Raw genomic sequence first — 20,069 nt, 5'->3', positions numbered from 1 at the left:
CATCGTCGAGGACGCAATCCATGGTTCGTTACGCAATGCTCCTGGCCACTACCCTGCTGGCGCCGCCGCTGCTGGCGCAGACAGCGGCACCGAATGCAGCCGCGCCGAATTACGCCCAGCATCTGGTGGACGAGACGCTCGCCACGCATCCGGACATCGCCATCATGGCGATGCACGTGACGCCGCCCAACCAGAAGATCAACGTCATCATCGCCTCCAACATCGGTCGCATCGGCAAGCCGGCCGACGCCGACGACATGGGCGTGGTCAACACCGGCAAGCCGGTGCTGGAAGTGAACAAGGAAGGCGACCACTTCGAAGTGGAGATGCCGCTGAAGGACGTCACCGACGACACGGTGGGGGCGCTGAGCATCGTCTACCCCTACGCCAAGGGCGACGACAAGGCCGCGCTGGCGAAGAAGGCCGAGGCGGTGCGCGACCAGCTGCGGCGACGCATCTCCAACACCGCTAACCTGACCCAGCCCTACGCGTTCGATCCCAGCGTACCCACCCATACCTATGCGCAGGCGCTGGTGGACCGGACCATGGCCGCGCATCCGAAACTGCTGATCCTGATGCTGCACATCGTGCCGCCGGGCAAGAGCGTCAATATGGTGGTGGGTTCGAGCATCGGCCGCATCGGCAAGCAGGCCGACTCCGACGACATGCGCGCCATCAACACCGGCATCCCAAACCTGGAGGTCAACGGCAACCGCTTCGAGGTGGAAACACGCCTGCTGGACGCCAGCGGCAAGACGATAGGCGCGGTGGGCATCGTGTTCCCGTACAAGCCGGGCGACGACAAAGATGCCCTGAAGCGCGAAGGCTTTGCGATCCGCGATGAACTGCGCAAGAAGATCCCATCGCTGCCCAAGCTGATGCAGCCGGTGGCGGCGCCCACGGTGGTCGACCCCCACCCCACCGCCACGCTGATCGGCCGCAGCACCGCCTGGAAGCCAGGCTACTCCGGCGATTTCGACCACTTTGGCTACGACCTCAAGGGCAACCGCCTGTGGCTGGCGGCGGAGGACCACGGCACGCTGGAGCTGTTCAACCTGCGCACCGGCCAGCACGAGCGCACCCTCACCGGCGTCGAGACGCCGCACGCCATCATCTACCTGCCCAAGGCCAACCGCCTTATCGTCACCGACAGCGGCAAGAGCATGACCAAGGTGTTCGACGCCACCACCTACAAGGTGGTCGGTCACATCAACCTGGAGCCGGGTGCGGATTCGGCCGAGTACGACCCCTCCACCGGCCACCTGTACATCGTCACCGGCGGCAAGGACGTGGGCATGAAGGACTGCTTCCTCAACGAAGTCGATCCGCTTACCGGCCATGTCTACAACAAGCTGCGCTTCGACTCCGACCACACCGAGGCGGTGAAGGCCGAGCAGCATGGCGACCGCCTGTTCGTGAACGTCGCTGACCACAACGAAGTGGATGTGGTGGACAAGAAGAGCTTCAAGGTGATCGCGCGCTGGCCACTGAGCGGCGCCCAGACCAACCTGAGCATGGCGCTGGACGAGGCCGACCACCGCCTGTTCGTGGGCACCCGTAATCCCAGCAAGCTGTTCGTACTGAACACCGACACCGGCGCCACCGTGGCCACCCTGGACGCGCCGGCCACCTCCGACGGGCTATTCTGGGACAGCGTCCGGAAGCGCGTGTACCTCCCCGGCGGCGACGGCTACCTCGGCGTGTACCAGCAGGTGACCCCCGATCTCTATGCCGCGCGGCCGCGCATTCCCAGCGCCATCGGCGCCAAGTCCGGCATCGTGGTGCCGGAGTTGAACCGGCTCTACCTGGCTGCGTCGCCGGGCGAGCACGGCAAGGGCGGCGAAGTGCTGTGGTTCGCACTGGGCAAGTAGGGGCTGGCCAATGCCCTCCTCCACCCCCTCCAGCCGCCCGCGACAGCGCGGCCTCCAGGCCCTGGCGACCGCGCTGCTGTGCCTGGCCGCGCTGCCCGCCCCAGGCCGCGCCGCCTCCTTCTACCGGCTGCGCTCGGCAGTGACCCTGCCGGGCAAGGCGCCGGCCTGGGACTACCTCAGCTACGATCCCTCGCGCTCGTACCTGTTCATCGGCCGCCGCCATGACGGCGTCAGCGTGTTCGATGTGTCGACCCGCAAGGTGGTCGCCACGATCGCCGATTCGACCGGCGCCAACAAGGCCATCCTGGTGCCGTCGCTCGGCCTGGGCTACACCGTCAACGGCGACGGCTCGACCACCGAGTTCGACCTGGCCTCGCTGAAGACGATACGGCGCATCCGCTTCGGCAGTGATGCCGATGCCGGCAGTTACGAGCCGGTGACCGGGCAGCTGATGTTCACCATGGGCGACAGCGGCAAGGTCGCCTTCATGGATGCCCGCAGCGGCAAGCTGGTGGCGACACTGCCGATGCCCAGCCACCACATCGAGGCCTCGGCGCCGGACGGGCACGGCCACCTGTTCGTGGCGGAGCGCGACCGCGATGCCGTGGTGCGCATCGACGCCAGCACGCATGCGGTCACTGCCACCTGGTCGACTGCACCGTGCCACCAGCCCACCGGCCTCGACTACGACCCGGCGAGCCGGCGCATCTTTGTCGGCTGCCGCAGCGACCGGCCGCTGCTGGCCGTACTGGACGCCGATAGCGGCGCCGTAGTGGCCAGCCTGCCGATCGGTCGCGGCAACGATGGCGTGGCCTTCGATCCGGCCACGCGGCGCATCTTCGCCTCCAACGGGCTGGACGCCGACCTGATGGTGATCGACCAGCAAGGCCCCGACCGCTATCGCCTCGAGCAGGCCGTCACCACCCGCCCGATGGCGCGCACGCTGGCGCTCGATCCGCAGAGGCACAGTGTGTACCTGGTGGCCGCCGAGGGGGGCGTCGATCCGGCCAGGAAGGTGAATACGGCGGTGGCGCCGTTCTATCCGAACTTCTATTTCGACAACAGTTTCACCGTACTGACCTACCAAGAGAACTGAAGCAGACAACGAATGGCGTCCGTCGCAAAGTCCAGGGGGAAACGGAGAACATGAACGGAGAATGGGGACTTGCAGCGTGCATTGCCGGGGACCAGACGCGACATCACTGTGGGGGAGACATCACATGCACGAGTATCCACGCAAGGCGTTGTTCGGCGCGCTGCTGCTCGGCCTGGGCCTGACCGGCCACGCCATGGCGGCAACGCCCGGCGGCGACGCGGGCAAGCCGGCCAAGCAGAAGCAGGCGACCGCCACGACCACCAAGACGCCCAAGGTCACCAACTTCAGCCAGGTCACGGTGACGGGCACCCTGCTGCCGATCGATCCGAACGCCGCGGCTGTTCCCGTCACGACGCTCGAAGCCGGCGATCTTCGCCAGACCGGCGTCTCGAGCAACATGCTCGACGCCCTGCGCAAGACCATTCCTGCCTTCGCCGGCCGCAGCAACGCGGGTGCGAGCAACGCGCAGAACCGCAACCAGTTCACCGCCGGCGGTTCGCAGGTCGAGCTGCGCAACCTGCCGACGTTGGTGCTGGTCAACGGCCGGCGCATGGCGCTGGATGGGGTTGCCGGCCTGAGCGGCAGCAAGAACTTCGTCGACATCAGCCAGATCCCGGCCGCTGCGCTGGAACGGGTCGACGTGCTCACCGACGGCGCGTCCTCGCTCTACGGCGCCGACGCCGTCGGCGGCGTGGTGAACTTCATCCTCAAGCACGACTACCACGGCGTGACCGTGGGTGGGCACTACGGAGTGGCGGATGGTGGCTACAAGGATCGCTCGGCCTTCGTGACGCTCGGCGGTGACATCGGCCCGGTGAACATCACGGCCACCGTCAGCGACGCCAAGACGAGCCCGCTCTACCAGAATGCGCGCTCGTTCACGAGCCCGATGTTCGGCGTGGTTCCGGGCACCGGCCTACCGGGCGTCGTCGCCGGCGGCAACTACGTGCTGGCGCCCGGGCTGCTCACGCCGCCCGTGCCGACCGGCACCGCCGCGACCGCCGGCAGCTATGCGGCCTTGTCGCCAAGCGTCTATAGCGCGACCAGCGCGGCGCAACTGTCCAAGGGATTCGACTATTCCAAATACGCGATGCTCCTGCAGCGGCAGGAGCACAAGAACCTCGTCGTGAACATGACCTCGCAGCCCTTCACCGACGACCAGATCGAGGCCTCCGGTGACCTGTTGATCTCGCAGAACAAGGTCCAGTCCACCGCCTGGGCGGCCGCAGGCCAGCCCTTCTCCCACGTCACGCTGTCCGTGCCGGACGGCGCGCCCTACAACCCGCTGACCACCGCCGCGGCAGGCGTGACCTTCGCCGACATGTCGCGGCCCAAGCAGGTGTTCGACACCACCGACTCCTATCGCTTCTCCTTCGGACTCAAGGGCAAGCTGCCCTACGCCTGGACCTGGCATACCAGCGTCGATTACAGCGAGAGCAAGCTGACGGAGCGTGACACCAACCTAATTTTTCTGCCCAATCTGGCACGGGCCGTCGCCGGCGGATACGACGCCGGCGGCAGCGCGATGGCCGGCGGCGCCTACAGCGAGGTCTATGGCGGCTATTCGATCGGCAACCCGCTGGTGCTGCAGCCGGCGCTCAATCCGTTCGCGGTGTCCGGCAATCCGGCCGCCGCACTGGCCAACGTGCTCGGCACCGAGGTGCTGCATGGCGACAGCAAGCTCTACTCCTGGGATGCGCATGCCGTCGGCAAGCTGTTCGAGCTGCCCGCAGGGCCGGTGAACCTCGCGGTCGGCGTCAGCTGGCGGCACGAAGAGGTTTCCGGCTACGCCGACCCGAATGGCCGCGTCACCGATCCGGCTACCGGATCCACCGCCGGCAACGACCAGAACTGGAGCGGCGGCATGTTCACCGATCCCTTCAGCCACGGCCGCAACGTGAGCGCGGCGTACGCCGAGACGCTGATACCGATCACTTCGAGCAGCATGGGCATTCCCGGCCTGCACCAGTTCGATCTCACCGCCGCAAGCCGCTTCGAGCGCTACAGCGACGCCGGCAGCAAAAACTCGCCGAAGCTCGGGTTTCGCTGGGAGCCCTTCGACAACCAGTTTGTGCTTCATGGCACCTACACGAAGTCGTTTGCCGCGCCACCGCTGTACCAAGCCTACGGGCCGTTCGACACCCGTCCGGTTACCGACAAGCTCATCGGCATCGTGTTCGGAAGTCAGTACGGCGTCGGGAATACCTTCAACGGCGAAGACGGCGTCAATCCCTCGCTCAAGCCGTCCACCTCGACCTCGCGCTCTATCGGTTTCGCGTTCTATCCGAAGTTCATCAAAGGCCTGACGCTCACTGCGGACTATTCGTCGATCACCGTGCACGGTTTTCCGGGTGGCGCGGACTTCACCACCATCATGCAATCCGTCAACGCGCTGGGTTCGGCCTCGCCCTACTTCGACAGCGTCAGCACCGGCAACTTCACCAACCTCGGCGGTACCGATCCGTTCGGAACCCCGGGATCGCTGAAGGCTTTCCTGACCAACCCGGCCACCGGCCTGCCCGACCCCGGCAAATATTCGCAGCTCTACGTCATCGACCGCTTCCGCAACCAGAGCACCCTGATCGAGCACTCCTGGATGCTGGGGCTTGACTACGTGCTGCCCACGACGCGCTACGGCACCTGGGAGTTTTCCAGCAAGGGGATGCTGTTCAATTCGTACAAGTTCCAGCGCTTCGCCGGCGGTTCGTACCAGCAGTACGCGGGCAACGCCAGCAACATCGGCGTGTTCGCCGGAACGCTGCCGAAGGCGAGCTTCTACTCGACGCTGGACTGGTCCTACGGAAACCTGGACCTCATGCTGGGCAACACCTACATCTCCTACGTCAACGACGCGGGTGCCGCCGGCACGCTGCCCGGCATCCGGGTGCCAAGCTACAGCGTGTGGGACCTGCACGGCTCGTACACCTGGACACCCGGGGGCCTGACCAGCGACAAGAGCATCACGCTGTCGCTTGGCGTGAACAACCTCGACAACACGATGCCACCGATCTTCCCGCGGGCCTTCAGCAACCAGTTCACCACCAGCGACATCGGTACGTACTCGCCCATCGGCCGGCTGATCTATGGAGACGTGAAGGTGACGTTCTGAGGATGCCCGACTCCCGGGCGACGTGGCCGCTCGCCCCGGTTCCGTCTTTCGCTACGGCCGAGTCCTGATGTCGAATTTCCCCGCGATCCCTGCCGGTGCGGCGCACCGCACCGACAGGGATCATCCCAGCTGCTGACAGGTGAATCACGTGTCCGAAATTGCTTCCGCCAGGATCGCTGCCCGCCTCGACCGGCTGCCGCCGTCGCACACGATATGGAAGATCGTGTTGTGGATTTCGCTGGGCGGCGTGTTCGAGTTCTACGACCTGTTCTTCACTGCCTACGTGGCGCCGGGCATGATGAAGTCGGGGCTTTTCACGCCGCAGTCGCTGGGCTTCTTCGCCAGCCTGGATTCGATCAAGATCGCCGGCTTCGGCACCTTCGTATTCTGCACCTTTGCCGGCCTGTGGGTCGGCGTGGTGCTGTTCGGCCACCTGGCCGACCGCTTCGGCCGGCGGCCGGTGTTCACCTGGTCACTGGTGTGGTACGTGGCCTGCAGCGCCGTGATGGCGTTCCAGCACACCGGCGAGATGCTCAACATCTGGCGCTTCATCGCCGGCGTGGGTTTCGCGGTGCAGCTGGTCACCATCGACACCTACATCTCCGAGCTGATTCCAAGCGCCGAGCGCGGACGCGCGTTTTCCGTCAACCAGTTCATTACCTTCGCCGTGGTCCCGCTGGTGGCGTTGCTGGCTTGGGTGCTGGTACCGCTCAGTCCGCTCGGCATCGACGGCTGGCGCTGGGTGGTGCTGATCGGTTCAATGGGCGCCGTGCTGGTGTGGCTGCTGGTGCAGGGCATTCCGGAAAGTCCGCGCTGGCTGGCCCTGCAGGGGCGCACCGACGAGGCGGAAGCCATCATGGCGGCGATCGAGCAGCGCATAGTGACGGAGAGCGGCAAGCCGCTGCCGCCACCCGCACTGGCACATGCCAAGGAGACCGGCCGCGGCCGCTTCACGGAAATCTTTTCGCGCCAATACCGCGAGCGCACGCTGATGCTGTCGGTATTCAACATGGCCCAGGTAATCGGCTTCTACGGCTTCGCGGCCTGGGTGCCGACCCTGCTGATCGCGCGCGGCATCACCGTCACGCACAGCCTGGAGTACTCCTTCATCATCGCCATCGCCAATCCGCTGGGACCGCTGCTCGGTGTGCTCTTCGCCGACCGCATCGAACGCAAGCTGCAAATCATGCTGGGGCTGGTAGTGATGGGCCTGAGCATGTTGGCTTTTGCGATGGCGGACAACCCGATCGTGCTGATAGCGCTCGGCGTGGTGTTCACGCTGGCGGCCAACGTGATGTCGTATGCCTACCACAACTACCAGGCCGAGCTCTATCCGACCCGCATACGCTCCAGGGCGGTGGGCTTCGTCTATTCGTGGAGCCGCATCGCGGCCGCGTTCGCCGGTCTCGCCGTGGGCTATCTGCTCCATGCCGGCGGGGCGCTGGCCGTTGCCGTGTTCATTGCCATTGCGATGGTCGTGGGCATCGCGATGATCGGCATTTTCGGCCCGCGGACCAAAGGCGTGGCGCTGGAAGAAATCAGCCGCTGACGCTTGATGAGGGCGATGGTTGAGAATCCAGCGCAGTCTCATTCTCAGATCAGCCTTGCGCGCAATCTCACTCGGACTCCCCGCCTCGAGCCGCAGAATTTCGTCACGATTCAAGTGCTGGCGCCTGCCTACCTCCAATAATGCGCCCTTGTCCTGTCCGCCGTCCGCTTCTCCGATCGCTCGCATCGGAGGACAAGCGCAACTCCCCCGGGTCCTGGCAGCCCTGTGGGTGTTTCGCGGCCCCTAGCCTGCTGCCTTCAATGCAGATCCGAGGAAGCGGTCGACTATCTCCGGCAGCATGGGATCGACGGGAATCGTGTAGTGGGTGGTGTCCGGCACGATGGCGAGCTGGTTTGCGGGCCGCAGGGAGCCATCGATCCCGGCATCGCGCTGGCCGCCGCCCAGCGCCTTCCAGAAGGCGACCAAGTGTTCGGGCCGGATGGCATCGGCGTCGGCATAGACCAGCAGTGTGCGCACCCGAAGCCTGGCGACCCCGGCGCTCCAGTCAAAGGGGCGTTTGGTGAGGTCACCGACCTTCCTGAAGAGGTTTGTCCAATCGACATCGCGATAGGTCTGCCCCAGCGGCGATGTCTTGACGCCAGGGCCCAACGTGGCAGCGTTGGCTTCCAGCTGTTTGAAGGCGGCCACCACCTCCGGATAAAAGCCGTCCTGCTTCATCGCCGCGGATACCAGCACGAGCCGGTCGACCACGTCCGGATGGCGGATGGCAGTCTGCAGCGCGACGCTGGAACCCAGCGAGTAGCCCATGACGTCGGTCTTGCCGAGGTTCAGATGGCCGATCAGGGCGGCGATGTCGTCGCCCATCGTTTCGCTGCGCAGTGGCCTGTCGGTGTCTGGCGTGCGTCCATGTGCCTGCAGATGAGGGGCGATCACCTTACGGCGCTTGGCCAGTTCGGCCAGATTGCTCCCGAAGCTGTCCGGGTCGATGCCGCCGTGTAGAAGAATGAGCGGCTTGCCGGCGCCATGCACGCTGTAAAAGATGTGCTGGCCATTGACGTCGGCAAAATGCCCGATCGATGTGGTGAGCGTCTTCCTGGCTTGAATGGGAAGCGCCGCAGTCAGCACGGCGGTCGCCATGGCGGTCTTAAGGAAATCGCGTCTGAGCATATCGTCCTCACATGGCGCCAACGGGTCGGCGCAGTGCTGATCGCGTGTTTCATCGTTGTCCCTTCCATGCGCCGATGGTCACGGTGCGGTCACGATCCGGCTGCGAGCAACTCGTCCAGCTGCGCGAACTGTTCGGGCAGGCCTTGGGCCGAACCGGCGAGGGCTTCGTCGAGGGCCTCCGTTGTCGGGTAGCTTTCGTGGAAGGTGACCAGCGTCTTGCCGGCATTTTCCTCGAACGTCACCGTGGTCACGGCGCCCTGATCGCTGTCTTCGTTTGTCCATGTGATGCGCTTGTGCGGCGTTACTTCTATGTACGTGCCGAAGAATGCCATCGGCTGATCGAAGTCCGGATGGCTGAACATGAGGCGATACGTGCCCCCGGTGCGAATATCCATGTCGCATGAAACCAATGACATGCCCACCGATTTCGGAACCCACCAAAGCTTGAACAACTCAGGCTTGCTCCACGCTTCGAAGACGATATGCACGGGGGCATCGAACGTTCGCGTCACGACGAGTTCGTGATCGGACTTGCGTTCCACGACGGTGGGGTTCTTGGCGACGGGGCTACTTTTTCCTGCCTCTGCCATTTGCCTTCTCCTTGCTTTTCAGGTGTTCGACAAGTTCGTCCAGCGCGTCGAAGCGCGCGCTCCAGAGTTGGCGGTGCCGATCGATCCAGGCGGCCTCTTCTTCCAGCCGGCGCCGCCCGAGCTTGCAGGTTCGCACGCGCCCGACCTTCTCGGTGACCACGAGCCCCGCCTGCTCCAGGACGCTGACATGCTTCTTCATGCCCGTAAGGGTCATGTGGAACCTTTGGGCAAGGTCGCTGATTGAGGCGTCCGAGCTCCCGAGCTGCTCCAGCACGCCACGTCGGGTGACATCGGAAAGCGCGGCAAACGTCGCGTCAAGGCGGGCTTGATAGTGAACCATGTGGTTCACAGTATAACCCGCATGGACGGTTTGCAAGTGACCGGCCAGCCGGATGCCCGGCGGCGTGCAGCGTGCGCAGGCTCTTCCTCATGCCACCAACCATTGGACCGATGTCACTGAAGTGACTGAGGCCGGGACCACAAAGGGAGGAAACCAGACGCCCTGCCTGCGACAACAACGGCTAATCAGGATCCTGCACTGGCAATCTGCTGATGTCGTGCTGGTTGGCGGGCGCCGCACGAACGTCGCCAATCACGGAGATGACGGCCGAATCCGGTCCGCTCCATGCTGGCGCTCCCGCATGCTCCAGCCGATGCGCGGCGTCATTCCATGTCAGCCGGGTGACCGAATACCTGCCCCGCTCGTAGCGGTAGGACGTCCCGTCGTCCCGGAAAAGCGTGAAGTTGCCGTCCGCTCCGGGATACACCTTTACCGATGCAATCTTCTGCGCTTGCCCGACGCCCGCTTCGCCCGCACCCAGCGGCACGATACTTCCTGCCTTTACGAACAGCGGCAGCGTATCGATGGGCGCATCCACTTCGACCGTCTGCCCGCCGTGTAGGCGCTGGTCCGTCCAGTAGTTGTACCAATCGCTGCCCGCCGGCAGATACACCGTTCGGCGGGTGGCGCCCTGCTCCGTGACCGGAGCCACCAGGAAAGCCGGCCCGTACATGTATTCGTCAGGGATGTCCGCAACTTTCGGATCGTGCGGAAAATCCATGAACAGCGCGCGCATGTACGGCGCGCCGGTCTGGTAGCTGCGGTAGGCCGCCGAATACGTGTACGGCAAGAGCTGGTAGCGGAGCTTCAGGTATTTCGCCAGGATCGGTTCGGCCTGCTTGCCGTAGGACCACACTTCGTTGTGGTTCCTTTCGCCGTGCGCCCGCATGACCGGCTGAAAGGCGCCCCATTCAAACCAGCGCACGAACAGTTCGGGATAGTCCTCGTAGTTTCCTATCGTGCCACGCACGTCGGAGCCATCGATCAAGGGCTTGTGCGCCGCGCGGTAGTCGGCGGGGATCATGGGCGACAGAAAACCCGCGATGTCGGTGTCCCAGTACGGCAATCCCGTCGCGGTGAAATTGAGCCCCGCCGGGATGGATCGCTTGAGCATGTCCCAGGTAGCGACGATGTCGCTCGACCAGAACACGGTGCCGTTGCGTTGCGCACCCAGGTACGCCGCGCGCGCGAGGATCATCACCCTTCGGCTGTCGCCGAAATCGCGCCGGAATCCGTCGTATACCGAGGCGGTATGAAACAGCGGGTACACGTTGTAGAAGCGCCTGCCCGAGCCGATCCAGAACACGTCCTTCGCCGGGTCGATGTCCGGCTCCGTTTCATCGAGCCATACGTAATCGAAGCCGTACGGCTTGATGTAGCGATCGCGGATTTGCTGCCAGAACCACTTGGCCGCCGCCGGATTCGTGGTGTCGATGTTCGGTCCGATGACCGCCTTGAAGCCGCCCGGGTCCGGCACGCCGTCCCGCGTATGCACCAGCCAGCCTTTGCGGGCGAGCATGTCGTAGAACAGCGATCCCTTCGAGAAGTGCGGCCACACGCTCAGCAGCGTGTCCACGCCCATCGCATGCAGGCTACGGTTCATGGCGGCAGGGTCCGGCCAGCGGGCCGGGTCCAGGTCCAGGTTTCCCTGCCTGGTCATGTTGAGAAAGTCGACCACCATCACACCCAGCGGCAGATGCTTGCGGCGGTACTCGCCGGCAACGGCCAGGACCTGTTTTTGCGTCGGGTAGATCGCCTTGCTCTGGATGTAGCCGTAGACCTTCCAGGGCAGCAGGTGCGTCACGCCCGTCAGCCGGCGATAGCCTTCGTAGATCTCGTCGGCGCTGCTTCCCGCGATGACGAAATAGGACACCCGATCGCCCACTTCCGACGACCAGACGTTCCGGCCATTGAAGCCAAGCCGTACGGTGGTTTTCGAGGGGTTGTCCCAGACCAGGCCATAGCCGAGGCTCGACACCATGAAGGGAACGCAGACGCTCTCGCCGCCCAGCGCGGCATAGTCGTGCCAGCAGCGGATCTCATGGTCGCGCAGGTCCATCCATCCCTGCTGTTGCTGTCCGAGCCCGTAGTAATGCTCGTCGGCGGGCGATTCGAACGTGGCGGCAACGCGAAAGTCCGTTGCACCTGCGTTTGCCCGCGCCGCCTCCGCCGGCTCGGGCACCATCGTCCACGTGCGCATGCGCAAGAGCGTCTTGCCCGCGGCGTCGGTGATCTGTAGCGCGTCGTTGAAGGTATGCGGATCTTTCCAGTGCCCGAAGTATTTTTCGCGCAACTGGCGGTTCAACGCATCCAGGGGCAAGCCCAGCGGGAGTTGGTCAGGCGCAAGCGCCCCGGGGGCCACCCGCACCACCATTTTCGACGAGCGGAACACGTCGTCGCCTGCCGCGTCGCGCGTATGCGTCCAACCTCGGGCCGAGGGTTGAGCCACGAATCCGTAGCCGGGCGGATTCATCACGGCCGCCCGGCCGACGCCGAACGTCACCCGCACGATGTTCGGCGCATAAGGTTGGAGCGAAATGATCCTCCCGTCCCGCTGCAGCACGAGGGGGGCGTCCTGCGCCATCGCAGTGCCGCTCAACGACGCGCCCAGGAGCAGCGCGCAAAGTCCACCGGAAAACAGTTTCCGCATCATGGTTGTCGCGCCCCGATCATTTGGTCGATGCCGCTCTGGAAATCCGCCATGCGGGAGCTTTCCACCGCGCTTCTATCGGCGATGTTCCTCCCGCGCGCCGCACAGTGATGCCCCGGGCAATTCACCGTCGCCGGCGCATTCTGTCACCGCCTGGCAGCACCATCCCGCCCATGGGCACAAGCAGGCAAATAATCGCAATCCAGGATGGTCAATATCGCAATGAAGCGCACCGTGGATGCGGTGAATGATTCGCGCAGAGACCGATGTCATCCCGGTCTGCATCCAATGAACAATCCGCCCGAAAAGAGCGAACCGCATGACACACTGGCTGAGAACCGCAATGCTGCTGCCGATCCTGCTCGCGGCTGTCGCGACAGCCGGCGCGCAAGAGGTCGCTCCTACGCCGCCCATGGGTTGGAACAGCTGGGACGCTTACGGCCTCACCATCGACGAAGCCGACTTCAAGGCCAACGCCACAGAACTGGCCAAGCTGCACGCTTACGGCTGGACGTACGCGGTGATCGACGAAGGCTGGTACATGGGCAACCCGTTCGGCGACACCTTGCAGCATCGGGATTACGCCGTGGGTGCGCACGGCCTGCTGGTTCCCTCCGTGAAGCGCTTTCCGTCCTCCGCCGACGGCCAGGGCTTCAAGGCCATCGCCGACTGGGTGCATGCGCAAGGCCTGAAGTTCGGCATCCACATCGTGCGCGGCATTCCCAGGCAGGCGGTAGAAGCGAATCTGCCGATCGCCGGGTCCAGCTTCCATGCACAAGACGCCGCCGATACGGCCGACACCTGCCCGTGGGACGACGGCGACTACGGCGTGCGCGACAACGCGGCAGGCCAGGCCTATTACGACTCGATGCTGGCGCTGTACGCGCACTGGGGCGTGGATTTCCTCAAGGTCGACTGCATTGCCGATCACCCTTACCGCATCAGCGAGATTCGCCAGATCGCGGCGGCGATCAAGAAGACCGGCCGCCCCATCGTGCTCAGCCTGTCGCCCGGCCCTACCCGGCTTTCGCATGCCGCGGAGATCCGCCAGTACGGCCAGATGTGGCGCATCTCCAACGACGTGTGGGATGGCTGGACGTTCGCGCACGAGCGTCCCTATGAGGACTTCCCCATGGGCGTCCGCAATATTTTCGATCGCCTACCCCGGTGGGCAGGGCAAGCCCGCGATGGCCGGTGGCCCGATGCCGACATATTGCCCTTCGGCGTGCTTGCGCCGCACCCGGGATGGGGCCGGCCACGCCATTCCCGCCTGACGCTGGACGAGGAGCGCACGCAGCTGACCCTGCTCGCCATCGCGCGTTCACCGCTGATCCTCGGCGCCAACCTCACCAGGCTGGACGACGCCACGCGTGCGTTGATCACCAACAAGGAAGTCATCGCGGTCGATCAGCGCAGCCACGACAACCATCCGCTCGAACATCTACCGACAGGCTTCCAACAAGTGCGCGCATGGACGGCGTCCGGCAAGGCCGGCGAACGCTACCTGGCCGTGTTCAACCTGGACGACAAGCCAGTGCGTTTGCGGGCGACGTGGCAGCAGCTTGGCCTGGCTGCGGGCAAGCATGCCGCGCGCGAGCTGTGGAGCGGCCGTCACCTGCAGGCATCCGACCGCCTGCCGATCCGGCTGCCGGCGCATGGATGCGTGCTTTACTCGGTCGAATAGCGCCTGATCGCGGCTGCCAGGCGCGAAACGTCCCCCGTCTCGAAAATACCCGCTTTTGCATCGTCAGCGCATATGGACAGGATTCGCCGTGCTATTGAATCCCCGTGATCCACCTATCGGCGTTTTCCGTCACTCACATCTGTTCCAGCTCCCTGCCCCGCGTCTCCTTGACGCAGCACAGCACGAACACCGTCGATAGCGCGGCCGCCACCGCATAGATCGCATAGGTGGGCGCGAGGCCGATGCCGACCAGCAGCAGCGGGAAACTGATGGTGATGGCGAAGTTGGCGATCCACTGCGCGGCGCCGGAAACGGCCAGGCTGGAACCGCGGATCTGGTTCGGGAACATCTCGCCCAGCATCACCCACATCACCGGCCCCCACGACATGTTGAAGAACACGACGTAGACGTTGGCCGCCACCAGCGCCAGCGTTCCCGCCGACGGCGGCAGCGCGAGCTTCCCCGCCGCATCGATGTGCGCCTGCGCAAAGGCCCAGACAACCAGCGCCAGCGAGACCGCCATGCCCAACGAGCCGATCCAAAGCAGCGGCTTGCGGCCGATGCGATCCACCAGGGCCACCGTCACCAGGCACGCTGCGATGCTCAACGCTCCGGATACGACGTTGATGAGCAGGGCGTCGCTCTCGGAGAACCCCACCGCCTGCCACAGCACGGCGCCGTAGTAAAACACCACGTTGATGCCCACCAGCTGCTGCAGCACCGCCAGTCCGATGCCTACCCACACGATCGGGCGCAGGCGCTGCGTGGCTTTGTCCACGAGGTCGGAAAGCCTTGGGCGATGGCGGTCCTGCGCCAGCGAGCTGCCGATCTCACCGAGTTTGGTGCGGGCAGTCTCCTCGCCGTACAGGCGCACCAGCACAGCCCGCGCCTCCGCCTCGCGCTTGCGCATCACGAGGAAACGCGGGCTCTCCGGGATGAACGTCAGCGAGACCAGGAACAACGTGGCCGGCAGCACCTGCATCCAGAACATCCAGCGCCAGGCGTCCTGGCCCAGCCACAGCGCTTCGGTAGACGAACCCGCCGCCCTCGCCAGCAGGTAATTGCTGAGGAACGCGCAGAACAGGCCGCTGATGATGGCCACCTGCTGCAGGGTGGCGAGCCGACCGCGATAGCGCGCCGGCGCCACCTCGGCGATGTAGGCCGGCGCGATCACGCTGGCCGCCCCCACCGCGAAGCCGCCGGCAAGCCGCGCCGCGACAAAGAACGCCACGCCGGGCGCGGCTCCGGCGCCCAGCGCCGACAGCAGAAACAGGATCGCCGCAGCGATCAGCACCGTGCGCCGCCCCTGATAATCGGCCGCGCGTCCCGCGAAGAATGCGCCCACCGCGCACCCCAGCAGCATCGAGGCCACCTCGAAGCCTATGCCGGCGGCGGTGGAGTGGAAGGCCTGTTTCAGCCCGTCCACCGTACCGTTGATGACGCCGCTGTCGAAGCCGAACAGGAAGCCGCCGAGGGTGGCCACACAACTGATCTGCACGATCAGCCGCGTGTTTTCCGCCCGCTCCAGCGAACCTTCGGCATCGAGTGTCGCACTGTACATTTCCACGATTGGATCCCCTCGCATGTCACTTCGCAGCGTCGAATCGCCTAGACCCGTACCAGGTACTGGTTGACGAGGTTTTCGTAGCGCTCCTGCTTGCCGCTGCGTTGCGCCGGCTCGCCGCGCGCAACCGCATGCGAGCGCAGATCATCCATGCTCAATTTGCCTTGCGCAAACGCGTGGCCGTTGCCGGTGTCGAAGCTCGCGTAGCGCTCCGCACGCCATTGCTCCAGAGGCGATTGCGTGAGCAGCGTGTGCGCGACTTCGAGGCCGTGCGCGAAGGCGTCCATGCCGCCGATGTGGGCGATGAAGAGATCTTCGGCGTCGGTCGATTCGCGACGTACCTTGGCATCGAAGTTGAAGCCGCCGGGCGCCAGCCCACCCTGGCGCAACACCACCAGCATCGCCCCCACCGTATCGTAAAGGTCGCTGGGAAACTGGTCGGTGTCCCAGCCGTTCTGCGCATTGCCGCGGTTGGCGTCGATGCTGCCGAGCAGGCCTTGGTCGGAGGCCACCTGCAGGTCGTGCTCGAAGGTGTGACCTGCCAGGGTGGCATGGTTCGCCTCGATGTTGAGCTTGAAGTCCCGCTCCAGCCCATGCTCCCTCAGGAAGCCCGCCACCGTCGACGAATCGAAGTCGTACTGGTGCTTCATCGGCTCCATCGGCTTCGGCTCGATCAGGAAGTTGCCCTTGAAGCCGATGCTGCGTCCGTAGTCGCGTGCCATCGTCAGGAAGCGCGCGAAGTGGTCCAGCTCGCGCTTCATCTGCGTGTTGTGCAGCGAGGCGTAACCCTCGCGCCCGCCCCAGAACACGTAGTTGCCACCGCCCAGCTCCACCGTGGCGTCCAGCGCGGCCTTGACCTGCACGCCGGCGCGCGCGACGACGTCGAAATCGGGATTGGTGGCCGCACCGTTCATGTAGCGCGGGTGGCTGAACAGGTTCGCCGTGCCCCACAGCAGCTTCATGCCGGTGGCCTGCTGGCGCTCCTTGGCGAGCGCGACCATGTGCTTGAGGTTTCTTTCGTACTCGCCGACATCGTCGGCATCGGGCGCCATGTCGGTATCGTGGAAACAGTAATACGGCACGCCCAGCTTGGTGAAGAACTCGAATGCGGCGTCCATCTTCGCCTCGGCGCGCGTCAGCGGTGCATCGCCCGCATCCCATGGATACGCGCGGGTGCCGGGCCCGAACGGATCGTGTCCGGCGTTGCAGAAGCTGTGCCAGTAGCACACCGCGAAGCGCAGGTGCTCGGCCATGGTCTTGTCGCCGATTTTCCGGTTCGCGTCGTAGTGCTTGAACGCCAGCGGATTGTCGGATGCGACACCCTCGTAGGGGATGCGGCCGATGCCGCCGAAATATTCGCGCTTGCCGACGAAGGGAGTGTTCATGGGGTGCGTTTCCTGTGCGGGTGCATTGCGGGGGACGGATCAGCCAGGCGCCGCGTGGGCCTGCTGCAGGGAAGCCAGCTGTCCGAGAAACTGCCGGTAGGGTTCGCGGTACGACTGCGCGCGACCGGCGTCCGGCCGCGCGGCCCGTGCCTCGTCCAGCGCCACGTGTTCGCCTGCGATCCCTTCGAGGCCTGCGGTGTCGCCGGCGTGATGGCGCCACGCCCACAGGGCCTGCAGGGCGGCGCCGAAGGCGGCGCCCTCGGTTTCCACGGGCATCTCCACCGGCAGATCGAACACATCGGCCACCAGCTGTCGCCACGGCGCGCTGTTCGCCCCGCCACCGGTCAGCCGGACCGCCTTGAATTCCAGGCCGGCGCGACGCAAGGCGTCCAGGCCGTGGCGCAAGGCGTAGGTCGCGCCCTCCATCGCTGCGCGATAGACGTTGCCGCGCGTGAAGTTGCCTGGGTTCATCCCGTGCAGGCTGGCGCGCGCCGAGGGCAGGTCGGGCGTGCGTTCGCCGTTGAAGAACGGCAGCATCAGCAAGCCGTCGGCCCCCGGTGTCGTACGTTCGACCAGCAGATCGCCCTCGCCCGCCGCGAAGCCGAAGGCATCGGCGACGCAACGGGTGGCCACCGTGCAGTTCATCGTGCAGACCAGCGGCAACCAGCCGCCGGTGGACGAACAGAACGCCGCCCACAGGCCGTCGCCGCTGACCACGGCGTGGTCCGCGTATGCGAACAGCGTGCCCGAGGTACCCAGGCTCACGCTGAGGGTTCCGGGCGCCACGTTGCCGGTGCCGATCGCGGCCATCATGTTGTCGCCGCCCCCGGCCGACACGCGTACCTCGCGCGACAGGCCCAGCGCGTCGGCGGTGGCGGACGCGATCGGCGCACTGAAATGCGCATCGACCAGAGGCGGGAGGCAAAGCGACAGGTCGCGATCCGCGTCGGTGGCCGCGAGCATCGCAGCCGACCAGCGGCGCGTGCGCACGTCCAGCCAGCCCGTCCCCGAGGCGTCGCCGCATTCCATCCAGCGTTCCCCGGTGAGCCAGAAATTGATGTAGTCGTGCGGCAACAGGATGGTCGCCAGCCGGCGATAGGCGTCTGGACGATGCTTGCGCGTCCACGGCAGCTTGGACGCGGTGTAGCCCGCCAGGACCGGATTGCCCGCCAGCGCGATGCAGCGCCGGTAACCACCGGCCGCGGCCGTGATTTCCTCGCACTCGCGCCAGCTGCTGGTGTCGCACCACAGTTTCGCCGGAGCGAGCACCTCGCCCGCCGCGTCCAGCGGGACGAAGCCATGCTGCTGGCCGGAAACCCCGATGGCCACGATGCGGGCGCGCAGCCCGGCATCGAGATCGGCCAAGCATTGGCGCACGGCTTCTATCCACCATTCGGCGTGCTGCTCGCGGCTGCCGTCGGCACCTTCGATCAACGCCAGCGGCCGGCTGCGCAGCGCAAGCGTACGGCGGCTGCCGACGTCGCGGGCAAGCAGTTTCACGCTCTGTGTGCCGATATCCAGCCCAACGACGACGCTCATGTCCCTACCTGCATCCGGCGACCCGCGGCACGCCGCGAGGCTGTGCCGGAACCCATTTCGGAACGCCGATCGCAGGCCCGGCCACAGGCCACCACGTCCCGTCTCGCCCTGGATGCTGCGGTCGGCGCAGCCGGGCCGCAATTGCGAAATCCACCACGCCGTGCATTCATTTTGCGTGCCGCAACGCCGCATGCGCGGGCCAGGTGGCAACAGGTATCTTCGGAAGGAGTCCTGCGGACATCGACGAAAACCATGCCATCCCCTCACCGCATCGCGCTGCTGTTCAATGCGAACAAGGTCTATGACCGTCATGTGATCACCGGCATCGGCCAGTACCTGACATCCACGCGCGTGGAATGGGACCTCTTCATGGAGGAGGATTTCCTCAGCCGCACCGTGGGCATACACAACTGGCGCGGCGACGGCATCATCGCGGACTTTGACGACCCGGTCGTGGGCGAAACGCTGGCCGGCATGTCCATGCCGGTGGTCGCGGTGGGCGGTTCGTATGCCGACGCCAGCCAGTACCCGAGGGGTATTCCGTACGTGGGCACGGACAACGCCAAGCTGGTGCGGTTGGCCTACGACCACCTGATCGACCAGGGCCTGCAGCGCTTCGCCTTCTACGGCCTTCCGCCCACGCCTGGCAACCGCTGGGCGCTGGAGCGCGAACAGGCGTTCCTCGCCATGACGCGCAGCGACCACCTCGAGGGCATCGTATTCCGTGGTTCGCCCACCAGCGCCGGCGGCTGGGGTGTGGCGCAGGAGGCGATGGTGGACTGGGTGCGCTCGCTGCCCAAGCCGATCGGCATCATCGCGGTCACCGATGCGCGCGCACGCCACCTGTTGCAGGCCTGCATCGTGGCCGACGTGCCGGTGCCGGCCGAGATCGCGGTAGTGGGCATCGACAACGACCCGATGGCGCAGCTGTTGAGCCGCATCCCGCTGACTTCGGTAATCCAGGGCGCGGAGGAAATGGGCCACACCGCGGCGCGCCTGCTGCATCAGATGCTGCACGGCGGCCGGGTGGCCGAGCAGCGCATCATCGTGCCGCCCAAGGGCATCAACGTGCAGGCCAGCAGCCGCCACGTGCCGATGAACAACCCACACGTGATGCGGGCACTGCACTACATCCGCCACTACGCCTGCCTGGGCATCAAGACCGACCAGGTCGCCGACTACGTGGGGGTGTCGCGCACCCTGCTGGAGGAACACTTCAAGCGCGAAGTGAAGCTGACGGTGCACCAGGCCATTCTCAGGCACAAGCTGGATACGGCGCAGGCGATGCTGTCCGACGCCAGCGTGCCGCTGGCCGACGTGGCCGTGCGCAGCGGCTTTACCTCGTTGCAGTACATGTACGCAGTGTTCCGTCGCGAGCTGGGTTGCACGCCACGCCAGTACGCCGAAGAGCCGCGCACACCGGCCAAGCCGGATGCCGCGGCATCCGCAGGCAAGCTTTCCCCCGGCCTGCGAACGGCTCCGCTTACCGACTAATACGTGGTGCCGGCCATTGCCTGCCGGCCGTTCGCCGGCAGGCAATGGCCGGCATATCTCCCGCGTTGCT

13 protein-coding genes are annotated in these 20,069 nt (G+C 65.5%); 6 read left to right on the top strand and 7 right to left on the bottom strand.

Going from position 1 to position 20,069, the window contains the following annotated elements; genetic code table 11:
* The first annotated feature begins 20 nt into the window (after positions 1–20).
* The 4 genes from AC2EWF_RS12705 (at position 21) to AC2EWF_RS12690 (ending at position 7,625) form a co-directional block, all read left to right on the top strand.
* The gene (locus AC2EWF_RS12705; RefSeq protein WP_483639728.1) at positions 21–1,871 is read left to right on the top strand and encodes a YncE family protein; all 1,851 of its coding nucleotides are present in this window, start codon (positions 21–23) and stop codon (positions 1,869–1,871) included.
* 10 nt (positions 1,872–1,881) lie between these two features.
* Positions 1,882–2,967 carry a YncE family protein gene (locus AC2EWF_RS12700; protein WP_483639727.1) on the top strand — a complete coding sequence of 362 codons (1,086 nt, stop codon included), beginning with the start codon at positions 1,882–1,884 and terminating at the stop codon, positions 2,965–2,967.
* Between the two features lie 124 nt (positions 2,968–3,091).
* Positions 3,092–6,076, top strand: a complete 2,985-nt coding sequence (locus tag AC2EWF_RS12695; RefSeq protein ID WP_483639726.1) for a TonB-dependent receptor plug domain-containing protein — start codon at positions 3,092–3,094, stop codon at positions 6,074–6,076.
* 148 nt (positions 6,077–6,224) lie between these two features.
* Entirely contained in the window at positions 6,225–7,625 is a 1,401-nt protein-coding gene (locus tag AC2EWF_RS12690; protein WP_483639725.1) for an MFS transporter, read from the top strand.
* Positions 7,626–7,868: 243 nt separating this feature from the next.
* On the opposite strand, the gene AC2EWF_RS12685 is transcribed toward AC2EWF_RS12690, so the two are convergent.
* The 4 genes from AC2EWF_RS12685 to AC2EWF_RS12670 all read right to left on the bottom strand — a co-directional run bounded on the left by AC2EWF_RS12685 (position 7,869) and on the right by AC2EWF_RS12670 (position 12,336).
* On the bottom strand, positions 7,869–8,723 hold the full coding sequence (locus AC2EWF_RS12685) for an alpha/beta fold hydrolase (RefSeq protein WP_483639724.1): 855 nt from the start codon (positions 8,721–8,723) through the stop codon (positions 7,869–7,871).
* A 119-nt stretch (positions 8,724–8,842) separates the two neighbouring features.
* Positions 8,843–9,343 (bottom strand): SRPBCC family protein, encoded by a 501-nt coding sequence (locus tag AC2EWF_RS12680; RefSeq protein WP_483639723.1) that lies wholly within the window; start codon positions 9,341–9,343, stop codon positions 8,843–8,845.
* A complete protein-coding gene (locus AC2EWF_RS12675) occupies positions 9,321–9,683 on the bottom strand; it encodes an ArsR/SmtB family transcription factor (RefSeq protein ID WP_483639722.1) in 363 nt (120 codons plus the stop codon). Before AC2EWF_RS12675 ends, AC2EWF_RS12680 begins: the two co-directional genes overlap by 23 nt.
* Positions 9,684–9,864: 181 nt before the next feature.
* The gene (locus tag AC2EWF_RS12670; protein WP_483639721.1) at positions 9,865–12,336 is read right to left on the bottom strand and encodes a glycoside hydrolase family 31 protein; all 2,472 of its coding nucleotides are present in this window, start codon (positions 12,334–12,336) and stop codon (positions 9,865–9,867) included.
* A 340-nt stretch (positions 12,337–12,676) separates the two neighbouring features.
* Here AC2EWF_RS12670 and AC2EWF_RS12665 point away from each other — a divergent pair, with 340 nt between their 5' ends.
* Positions 12,677–14,017 (top strand): glycoside hydrolase family 27 protein, encoded by a 1,341-nt coding sequence (locus tag AC2EWF_RS12665; protein ID WP_483639720.1) that lies wholly within the window; start codon positions 12,677–12,679, stop codon positions 14,015–14,017.
* Positions 14,018–14,150: 133 nt separating this feature from the next.
* Here AC2EWF_RS12665 and AC2EWF_RS12660 read toward each other — a convergent pair whose 3' ends face one another.
* The 3 genes from AC2EWF_RS12660 to xylB are packed head-to-tail and all read right to left on the bottom strand — an operon-like array spanning position 14,151 to position 18,505.
* Positions 14,151–15,578: a sugar porter family MFS transporter gene (locus tag AC2EWF_RS12660; RefSeq protein ID WP_483639815.1), complete on the bottom strand. Its 1,428-nt coding sequence runs from the start codon at positions 15,576–15,578 to the stop codon at positions 14,151–14,153.
* 47 nt (positions 15,579–15,625) lie between these two features.
* On the bottom strand, positions 15,626–16,966 hold the full coding sequence (xylA, locus tag AC2EWF_RS12655) for a xylose isomerase (RefSeq protein WP_483639719.1): 1,341 nt from the start codon (positions 16,964–16,966) through the stop codon (positions 15,626–15,628).
* A gap of 39 nt (positions 16,967–17,005) precedes the next feature.
* Positions 17,006–18,505, bottom strand: coding sequence for a xylulokinase (xylB, locus tag AC2EWF_RS12650; RefSeq protein WP_483639718.1), 1,500 nt, complete (start codon positions 18,503–18,505; stop codon positions 17,006–17,008).
* 252 nt (positions 18,506–18,757) lie between these two features.
* Between xylB and AC2EWF_RS12645 the strand changes: the two genes are divergently transcribed.
* Complete coding sequence (locus AC2EWF_RS12645; RefSeq protein WP_483639717.1) at positions 18,758–19,999, top strand: XylR family transcriptional regulator; 1,242 nt, start codon at positions 18,758–18,760, stop codon at positions 19,997–19,999.
* Positions 20,000–20,069 lie beyond the last annotated feature (70 nt).

This window comes from Rhodanobacter sp. sgz306013 (assembly GCF_057031145.1).
This window is presented reverse-complemented; position numbering and strand designations above follow the sequence as displayed.